Source organism: uncultured Clostridium sp. (assembly GCF_937920395.1).
Lineage (GTDB): Bacteria > Bacillota > Clostridia > Clostridiales > Clostridiaceae > Clostridium_AD.
This window is the reverse complement of sequence record NZ_CALEVF010000348.1, coordinates 1-9,081: the sequence shown is the minus strand read 5'-3', so window position 1 is coordinate 9,081 and position 9,081 is coordinate 1. Positions and strand designations below refer to the sequence as shown.

Sequence of the window (9,081 nt, the reverse complement as noted above, 5' to 3'; positions counted from 1 at the left end):
GACGCATAGTATATCCACCAGCCCTTCCTCTTGGAACTATACTTATCTGATGAACTGGGTCAGAGTTTGGAAGTAAATTCATTACAATTGCGTGGCCTGCTTCATGATATGCTGTAAGTCTTCTATCATCTTCGCTAACCACTCTACTTTTCTTTTCAGGACCAGCCATTATTCTTGTAGCCGCTTCTTCAAGTTCTTCCATTCCAATCAACTTTTTATCTTTTCGAACAGTTAAAAGTGCTGATTCATTCATTAAATTTTCAATATCTGCACCTGTAAATCCAGGTGTCCTTTTAGCAAGTACGCTAAGTTTAACTTCTGGTGCAAGATGCTTATTCTTAGAATGAACTGCTAAGATTTCCTCTCTACCTTTTCTATCAGGTACTCCTACAAGTATTTGTCTATCAAATCTACCCGGTCTTAGTAGTGCTGGATCAAGTACATCAGATCTATTCGTAGCTGCAATCATAATTATTCCTTCATTTTCTCCGAAACCATCCATTTCAACTAGAAGTTGGTTTAATGTTTGTTCTCTTTCATCATTTCCACCACCAACACCTGCACCTCTTTGTCTTCCGACGGCATCAATTTCATCTATAAAAATTATACAAGGTGAATTCTTTTTAGCCTGTTCAAATAAATCTCTTACTCTAGAAGCACCAACACCTACAAACATTTCTACAAAATCCGAACCTGAAATGCTAAAAAATGGGACTCCAGCCTCTCCAGATATTGCTCTTGCAAGTAATGTTTTTCCCGTTCCTGGGGGTCCTATTAATAATACTCCCTTGGGGATACGAGCACCCATTTCCATATATCTTTTAGGTTGTTTTAAAAAATCAACTATCTCTGCAAGCTCTGCTTTTTCTTCATCTGCTCCTGCAACATCATTAAAACTAACTTTCTTCTTACTAGGATCGGCAAGTTTTGCCTTACTTTTCCCAAATTTCATTACACCACCGCTTCCACCGGCACCTTTTGATTGTTTCATAAATATAAATCCAAAACCTACAAGCATTAAAATCAATAATACATTAGGCAAGTACTGTAACCACACTGGAATAGTTGGTGGTTTTACATACGTTTCCTGAACACTTTCACTCTTTGGATGATCCTTAATAAATTGAAATAGTCTGGCTGATGGAACAATCGTTTTATATGTAGTTCCATTTTTTAATGTTCCAGAAACTGTCATTTGATCTACTTCAACCACAAAACTTTTTACAGTATTACTGGTCCAATCACTTTGAAATTGATTAAAATTAATAATAGTTGATTTCTGATCTGTTTTAGAAAGCATAAATACTGCAACAACAACAAAAATTATAGTCCATGCAGCAATACCTGATCTTTTTTTCATCAGAGAACACCTCTCTTTCTCAATATATTACTTAACTTCTTTATGTTCTTAATACCTCACTTATTGTATACTTAACCCTATTAAAAAATTCTATTGATTAATAATACCTTCTATATTATATCCTTAATTGACAGAAGTTCATAATAAAGTTTAATTTTTTTTAAATTTATTTACTTATCCTATTACTTTAACCCTTCCACCCTTTCATATACTATGTTTATAAAGGAGAGTATATCATAGACACTATCAAAACACAACAGTTTCAAAACTACTTTGTTCAGTTATGTTGAAATAAAATTTTCATTGTGTTATATTTATAGAAAACTGAGAACGAGGTGTTTAAAGTATGGATATAACTAACAAATCCGATTTTATTGAAAATGTCGAAGAAAAAATTCCAGCAAAACTTGGAAGGCCTATTGATAAACTACGTGATCTCGCTATTCTTAAGGCAGCCTTAGAGCTTGTTGCAGAGCAAGGATACGACTGTGTAACCATGGACGCTATAGCGCTGCGTGCCCATGCAGGAAAGGCTACCTTGTACCGTAGATGGAAATCTAAGCCCTATCTTATGGCAGAAGCTATAACATTTATCTTACCTTGCGAGCAGAAGGTTGACCCTAAACGCTGTGACGATAATTTTAGAAATTATTTTTGTGAATTGCTTAGCACATATTTTGGGGTAAATGATGAGGTTAGGCAAAAGGTAATGCTCTCAATTGCAACAGCAATAAGCAGGGATAAATCATTATCCGAAGCTATCCACTTGGAATGTATAACAAATCAGACATATGTATTTCGTGATGCCATAGAGTGCACCATGAATATCAAAATAGATGAACATCAACTAAAACTTCTGGCAGATGTAGGTCCTGCATTATTATGTTATAAACTCATAAGCACTGGAAAACCAATTGAAATGAAATATGTAGAACATATTGTTGATCATTTAATAATTCCCCTTATAACTCTTAATAAAAAATAGCATTAATATTCCTACATATATAAATAAAACAACTAGCTAATTATGTGAATATAGATGTTTTATTTATATGAAGAAACACATTTGAGTCAATAATATAATTTTAAATTATCACCTCCCCTTATTAAACAAGGTCTAAAAGGTGCCCCCGTTTAATAAAGTTTCACCTCCTAGATAATATGTATTTCTATTCTATTTTCTCACTATTATTTTTAAAATATTTGTCCTCTATAGCATTTCTAAGTAATTCTTCCACAAAAATATTAATTGCGATTCCTTCTTCTGTTTTTTTATGTTTCAAAGCCTTATACACTTTTTTATCTATTTCAAGTGTAAATTTCTTTTTATCAATATTTTTCCCTTCATGATCTTTTTTGTATTTTTGTGGTCTACCTGCCTTTACTTTCAACTTAGCTTTTTTCTCCTTATTTTCTTTATTCTTCTCTCTACTCATTTTACTTTCGACTGGCTTTATACTTTCATCAGTATTCTCATTTTCAATGTTCTCATTTTCAATGTTCTCATTTTCATTGCTTAAACTTAAAGCAATTTCACTTTCTTGTGTTGCAATTAAATCTTCTAACATCTCCTTTGCATCTTGAATCTCTATTGCAGCTTCATCTAAATCAGTCTCTTTTTTCTTTTCATCAGAATATTGTTTCTCTGGTATTTGTTTTAAAAGATATTGACCTTCAATTAATTTATAGCCATGCTTCTTAAACTTATTTGATACCCCACCCTTTAATAACAAAATTTCTTTACAAGTATCATTAAAACTCTTACCCTCATTCATCTTTTGGTTAATGTAATTAACTTGTTCTTCTAATGTGGATTTAAAATATTCTTTTTTATTCATCTGAATAACCTCCCTTTATATTTTTTATATAATTAAAACTTGTTTTTATTATATCATTATTTAATGTTTTTATTTATATTATTTCATAATAATGTTAAAATGTGTTTAAATATCTACTTTTATTGTTTTGCGAATAAAATAATGTATTTAAAGGAATATAGTGCAGTTTATTAGACCGTATTTATAGTATTCTATGATACATTCTTATATAGATATAAAACGATAAGTATTAAGTATATAGTTTGAAGTATTATAGTAGTTATAGTAAACTATATGTAGAATATAATCGAATTATAGGAGTGTATATAATACCATGGACGTTGTAAAAGTAAAAACAGAAGATGGTAAGGAAAGATATTTTGTTGCTGATGATAATGGGTTGCCTATAGAACCAATATTAAAATTTATTAGGTTTAAGGATAATACTAACTTTGCAAGGAATTCTTTAAGAATGTATTGCCAACATTTAAAGCTATACTTTGAATACTTGCAACAAAGAGAATTAGATTTTCAAGAAATAACTATTGATGACTTAGCTTTATTTGTGAACTGGTTACAGAATCCTTATAAGAGTTTAAAGGTAATTCCAACGCATCAAGTTGATGAAGCAAGAAGTCCAAGAACAGTAAATATTATAGTAAATGCAGTTTTATCGTTTTATGACTATATTTTAAGACATGAGGAATATAGCAATAACATTTCAGATAGACTTAAAAAGTTTGTATCTACTCCAAGTAGAAACTTTAAAGGTTTCTTATATGGGATAGCTCATGAACAAAAGAAAGTTTCAAGTAATATATTAAAGCTAAAAGTTCCTATATCTAAACCTAAAACCTTATCTAAAGAACAAATAGTAATGCTCGTTAGAGCCTGTAATAATCTTAGAGATAGATTTTTGTTAATATTACTTTATGAAACAGGAATGAGAATAGGCGAAGTCTTGTCGTTATGGATTGAAGACATTGATATAAGTGATATGATTATAGACCTTCAAGATAGAGGTGAACTTGAAAATAATGCTGAGATTAAAACAGTATCAAGTCCAAGAAGGATTGATGTATCTCAAAATCTTGCTGATATGTTTATGGAATATATAGCTGAATATCATACCGAGGAAGTTGAAACTAATCATATCTTCATAAAGATAAGTGGTGAAAACAAATATAAAGCTATGAATTATGTTGATGTTGATAATTTATTTAGAACATTGAAAAAGAAAACAAGTATATATGTTACACCACATATGTTTAGGCATAGTTCTTTAACGGTTCTTAGAATGGCAGGATGGCAACCTGAACTACTTAGAATAAGAGCAGGTCATAAGAATATCTTTACTACTATGAATACATATATTCATCCTTCTGATGAAGAAATAACAGAGGAGTTTAATAAAACTCAACCGAATTTGGACTTGGATATTTACAATGAGGGGGATGAATAATATGAAAAATTTACAACTGATAAAAAGTAATCAACAAAATAAGTATGATGAAATTATCGAGTATTTAAAACAAGATAATGGATATTGGTTAGAGAATGATAAATGGGACTTTAAAAATGAAATATTTTTCAATAATATTGTTAAAGTTGGAAATGCAATATATAGTTATATAGATTTTTCAAAAATTAAAAATGATATTGTTAAAAATGAAATTAAGTTTTTCTTTTTACATCATTTTAAAGAAAAATTATTATCTAATAAGGTAATAGCAAGATTAAGAAACCCTTTGAACTATTTTATAGAGTTTTATAGATGTGAAACATTTTTAGAAGCTGATAAAGAAAAAGAATATTTACGGTGGAAATTATTTTTAATTAACAAAGGAATAACATTTAAGTGTACGGAAACAACTTATTTCTCATTTACAAATATATTAATAGATTTTATTAAAGCTTTCTATGATGATAGAGAAGAAACTGAAAAAGATAGGTGGCATTCAAAGAATATTAGAGGTGCTAAAATTGCTGCAAGTGGTGGTAAAAATGGTTATTTGACGTTTAGTAGTATTCCTATATATTATAGAGATATGGTAAAACGATATTTTAGAACAATAGTAACTAAGAAAAGTTGGAGTACATGTTTTGAATATCTATTAAGATTAAATTATTTTTTTGGCTATTTTTATAACAATGGATATAACGATGGATTCTTAGAAAATATATGCAGACAAGATATAGAAAACTATATTTTTTATATGCTTAATGATAGAAAAGATAAAGCAAAAATAGAAACAACTAAATATATAGCTTGGATTAGAACCTTTTTAGAATATATACAAATGGCTCAATATGAAAGAGCTCCTACAAAAGAAGTATCATTTTTAATATTTCAAGATGATATTCCTAAAAGAGAAAGGGCTCATGATATTATAAAAAGAGCTAAGTTTATTCCAGAGCCTATCTTAAAGCAATTGGACAATAACGTTATGGAATTAGATAGACCACAGTATATACCAATTTATATTCTTCTTAGAGAAACTGGATGGCGTGGAACAGACATATTAAATCTTAGATATCATAATTGCTTAGAACAAATTTGGAATAGCAAAGAACAATCCTATAATTATTATCTTTGTGGAGAAATAACTAAAACAGGTATAGCACAACTTAAAATTCCTATAAGAGATAAAGTTGCTGAAATGGTTCAAAAGTCTATTGATAAATCTAAAGAATTAAGCACCGAAGAAAATAATCCTAAAAAATATTTATTTAATACTTATGAAGGAAAGTTAAAAGAAAAGCCTTTAAATAAACCCTCTTTATTATATACAATTAAGCGGCTTATTAAAGAAAAGGATATTAGAGATGTTAATGGTGAGCTATATCACTTTAAACCGCATTCATTAAGGCATACAAGGGCTAAGGAATATGTAGATCAAGGTATGGGAATTAGTATTATACAACAAATTTTAGGACATCAAAGCCTACAAATGACAGTCCACTACGCTACAGTTAGTGAGAATATGCTCTATGAAAAATGGAAAGACACAGAGGACTTAGAACTATTTAGAGTTAATACTGAAACGCATGAAATTAAAAAAGTAGCCTTAGACTCAGATGATATGCAAAATCTTATCAGATATGAATATGTTAAAAAGAATTTAGATGCTGTAAGAGTTCCATTTGGAGTATGTTTCAAGGCTTCTAAGATACCATGTAAGCAACAAATGAACCATTGTTTAACTTGTGCAAGTTTCTGTACTACTACTGAGAATGTTCCCGAATACGAGGAAGAAATACTAAAAGTTAAGAAACAAATTGATGTTAGTGATAAATTTGGTAGAGAGTTATGGGCAGAAAAGAATAAACAATATTTAAATATATTGGAGAAAACATTAGAAAAAGTTAAGGAACATAAGCTAGTTCATAAGAACGGTAAATCAAGGGAGGATTCATAATGGCAGACCATACTAAAGGATTAAAAGAATATGCAAAAAATAAAAGCAAAATTACTTTAGAAAAGGTTGATAAAGCCATTAGGGAACTTTCTCTAACTGAACAAAATATTAACTTTAATAGTGTTTCAAAATTAGGTGGAGTTTCTAAAACTTTTCTTTATAACAATGAAGATATTAAGAAGAGAATTGATGAACTTAGAGATAAGCAAACAAGTAGAAGTATGAATCAAAGAGCCAAATACGATAAAACAGCTAAATCAAAAGATATTATTATAATAGCTAAGGATAAAAAGATTAAGGTGTTAGAAGAAGAAAATAAGAAGTTGAAGGAACAACTAGAGATTATTAGGGGTAAGTTATATGAAAAGATGTAAATGCCGTACTCGTAAAATTAAACGAACTAATTAAATGTGCATATCACTAACTGAGGGAGAAAGTATAATGAAAAACTTATCTAGATATTTTATAAAGAACAAATTACTATCTATTATTATAGGAATAATGATTATGGCTTTGGGTATATACATAAGCGTATTCTTCATTGAACATAAGAATTTATTGATTAGTCGTATTTTAGCAATTATCGTATTTACCCTTGGGTTTACCTTTTTTAGATTCGCATTGTCAAGCCCCGATGGTAATCTAAAAATAACGGTTTTTAAATCATTTATTCTTGTATGTGGAATTATGGTTATGAGTAGTATTTCAGACGCTATGAAAATTTCTACATCATGGTTACGTTCTTCAATTATAGTTATTACTATTTTTTCACTATTAAATGTGCTTGAAAATAAAAAATAACAGTTATAACCCTAAAAACATAATAAACAATTAGTCGTATGGCATATTTTTCTTAAATTACGTACTAATTATAATCATAAAATAGTTTAATTATAGACTACATAGATTACATGTAGTCTATGTATAAAACGTGTAAAATAAATCGGTGTAGCGTGTGTTACACTAGATATTGAAAGGTGGTAAATTCATGAAAATAAAAAACAACATAATCTACTTAATGATTTCTGTAACGATTTTAATTATAGTAACAGTTTTAGGGTCCAGTGGTTTAATATCAATCGAACATGATGAAACATATAAAATTATAAAGATTGTTATGTATCTTCTAATCTTATTAAATACATATTGCTACATTAGATTACACAAATCTATTTATCTTAATACTAATAAAGCATATTTTATGGGAATATTAGTTTTTTCACTTAGCTTCATAGCTTCAGGTATAATAGCAGTTCTTCTTTGTATAAAATTAATTATAGATTCTAAAAGGATATCTAATAATATTTAGCATACTTTATTTAAATTCTTTACATATCTATGATATATGATAATATTAATATAAGAAGGTGAAAAAATGTCATATGTATCTGATAGTAAAAAATACTTAACAATGAAATATAATAAATGTGGTAATAGCGGTTTAAAACTCTCTGCAATATCGCTTGGTTTATGGCATAATTTTGGTTATTCAGATTCGTTTGAAAACTCAAGGAATCTAATTCATAAGGCTTTTGACCTTGGAATTACACATTTCGATCTTGCCAATAACTATGGTCCTCCTGCTGGTTCTGCAGAAGAAAACTTCGGCAGAATCTTAAAACAAGATCTTTCAGGTTATAGAGATGAACTTGTTATCTCTACAAAAGCTGGTTACACAATGTGGCCTGGTCCGTATGGTGATTGGGGTTCAAAAAAATATTTAGTTTCAAGTCTTGACCAGAGTCTAAAAAGAACTGGGCTCGATTATGTAGATATCTTTTATCATCATAGACCTGACCCTAATACTCCTTTAGAAGAAACTATGTCAGCTTTAGATTTAATAGTAAAACAAGGTAAAGCTCTTTATGTAGGATTATCAAACTATAAGCCAGCTGAAACTCAAAAGGCTTCTGCAATACTTAAGAAATTAGGCACCCCTTGTTTAATTCACCAACCCTCTTATTCAATGTTTAACAGATGGATAGAGGACGGTCTTCAAGATGTTTTAGAGGATGAAGGTATTGGTTGTATAGCCTTTAAACCACTCCAACAAGGTTTACTTACTACCAAATATTTAAACGGAATTCCTAAAGATTCTAGAGTAGCAGGCAAATCAGTTTTCTTACATACTGAAGATATTACAAAATTGCAATTAGAAAAAGTTGCTAAATTAAATGTTTTAGCAATGGAACGTTCTCAAACTTTACCTCAACTAGCTTTAGCTTGGGTATTAAGAGATGGTCATGTTACTTCCGCACTAATAGGTGCAAGTAAGGTAAGCCAAATTGAAGACAACGTAGGTGCACTCAATAATTTAAACTTTAGTGCAGGTGAATTAGAACGAATAGAACAAATATTAGCAAGTAAATAGTTATTTTAAAAAATTTAAAGGATTCTATTTATGTGAATTTCAATGCGTAATATATAAACTTGGTGAATTGAAAAAGTAACTTCCACTTTGTAGAGTTAAGTTCCACTGTAAAAA

The 9,081-nt window shown here is 29.4% G+C and carries 9 protein-coding genes; 7 read left to right on the top strand and 2 right to left on the bottom strand.

Features of this window, described 5'->3' with window-relative positions; all coding sequences use genetic code 11:
- Positions 1-1,360 (bottom strand): ATP-dependent zinc metalloprotease FtsH (gene ftsH, locus Q0649_RS20745; protein WP_298846349.1); only part of this gene is annotated, 1,360 nt, incomplete at its 3' end.
- A 346-nt stretch (positions 1,361-1,706) separates the two neighbouring features.
- Here ftsH and Q0649_RS20740 point away from each other — a divergent pair.
- Positions 1,707-2,345 (top strand): helix-turn-helix domain-containing protein, encoded by a 639-nt coding sequence (locus tag Q0649_RS20740; RefSeq protein WP_298846347.1) that lies wholly within the window; start codon positions 1,707-1,709, stop codon positions 2,343-2,345.
- Positions 2,346-2,529: 184 nt separating this feature from the next.
- On the opposite strand, the gene Q0649_RS20735 is transcribed toward Q0649_RS20740, so the two are convergent.
- The gene (locus tag Q0649_RS20735; RefSeq protein WP_298846345.1) at positions 2,530-3,198 is read right to left on the bottom strand and encodes a hypothetical protein; all 669 of its coding nucleotides are present in this window, start codon (positions 3,196-3,198) and stop codon (positions 2,530-2,532) included.
- Between the two features lie 313 nt (positions 3,199-3,511).
- Here Q0649_RS20735 and Q0649_RS20730 point away from each other — a divergent pair, with 313 nt between their 5' ends.
- The 6 genes from Q0649_RS20730 to mgrA all read left to right on the top strand — a co-directional run bounded on the left by Q0649_RS20730 (position 3,512) and on the right by mgrA (position 8,967).
- Entirely contained in the window at positions 3,512-4,639 is a 1,128-nt protein-coding gene (locus tag Q0649_RS20730) for a tyrosine-type recombinase/integrase (RefSeq protein ID WP_298846344.1), read from the top strand.
- Positions 4,632-6,596, top strand: coding sequence for a tyrosine-type recombinase/integrase (locus Q0649_RS20725; protein ID WP_298846343.1), 1,965 nt, complete (start codon positions 4,632-4,634; stop codon positions 6,594-6,596). Before Q0649_RS20730 ends, Q0649_RS20725 begins: the two co-directional genes overlap by 8 nt.
- The gene (locus Q0649_RS20720) at positions 6,596-6,970 is read left to right on the top strand and encodes a DUF6262 family protein (RefSeq protein ID WP_298846342.1); all 375 of its coding nucleotides are present in this window, start codon (positions 6,596-6,598) and stop codon (positions 6,968-6,970) included. The genes Q0649_RS20725 and Q0649_RS20720 overlap by 1 nt, the downstream gene beginning before the upstream one ends.
- Before the next feature lie 67 nt (positions 6,971-7,037).
- Complete coding sequence (locus tag Q0649_RS20715) at positions 7,038-7,397, top strand: hypothetical protein (RefSeq protein WP_298846341.1); 360 nt, start codon at positions 7,038-7,040, stop codon at positions 7,395-7,397.
- A 187-nt stretch (positions 7,398-7,584) separates the two neighbouring features.
- On the top strand, positions 7,585-7,905 hold the full coding sequence (locus Q0649_RS20710) for a hypothetical protein (protein ID WP_298846340.1): 321 nt from the start codon (positions 7,585-7,587) through the stop codon (positions 7,903-7,905).
- A gap of 66 nt (positions 7,906-7,971) precedes the next feature.
- Positions 7,972-8,967 carry an L-glyceraldehyde 3-phosphate reductase gene (gene mgrA / locus Q0649_RS20705; RefSeq protein WP_298846339.1) on the top strand — a complete coding sequence of 332 codons (996 nt, stop codon included), beginning with the start codon at positions 7,972-7,974 and terminating at the stop codon, positions 8,965-8,967.
- The last annotated feature ends 114 nt before the right edge of the window (positions 8,968-9,081 follow it).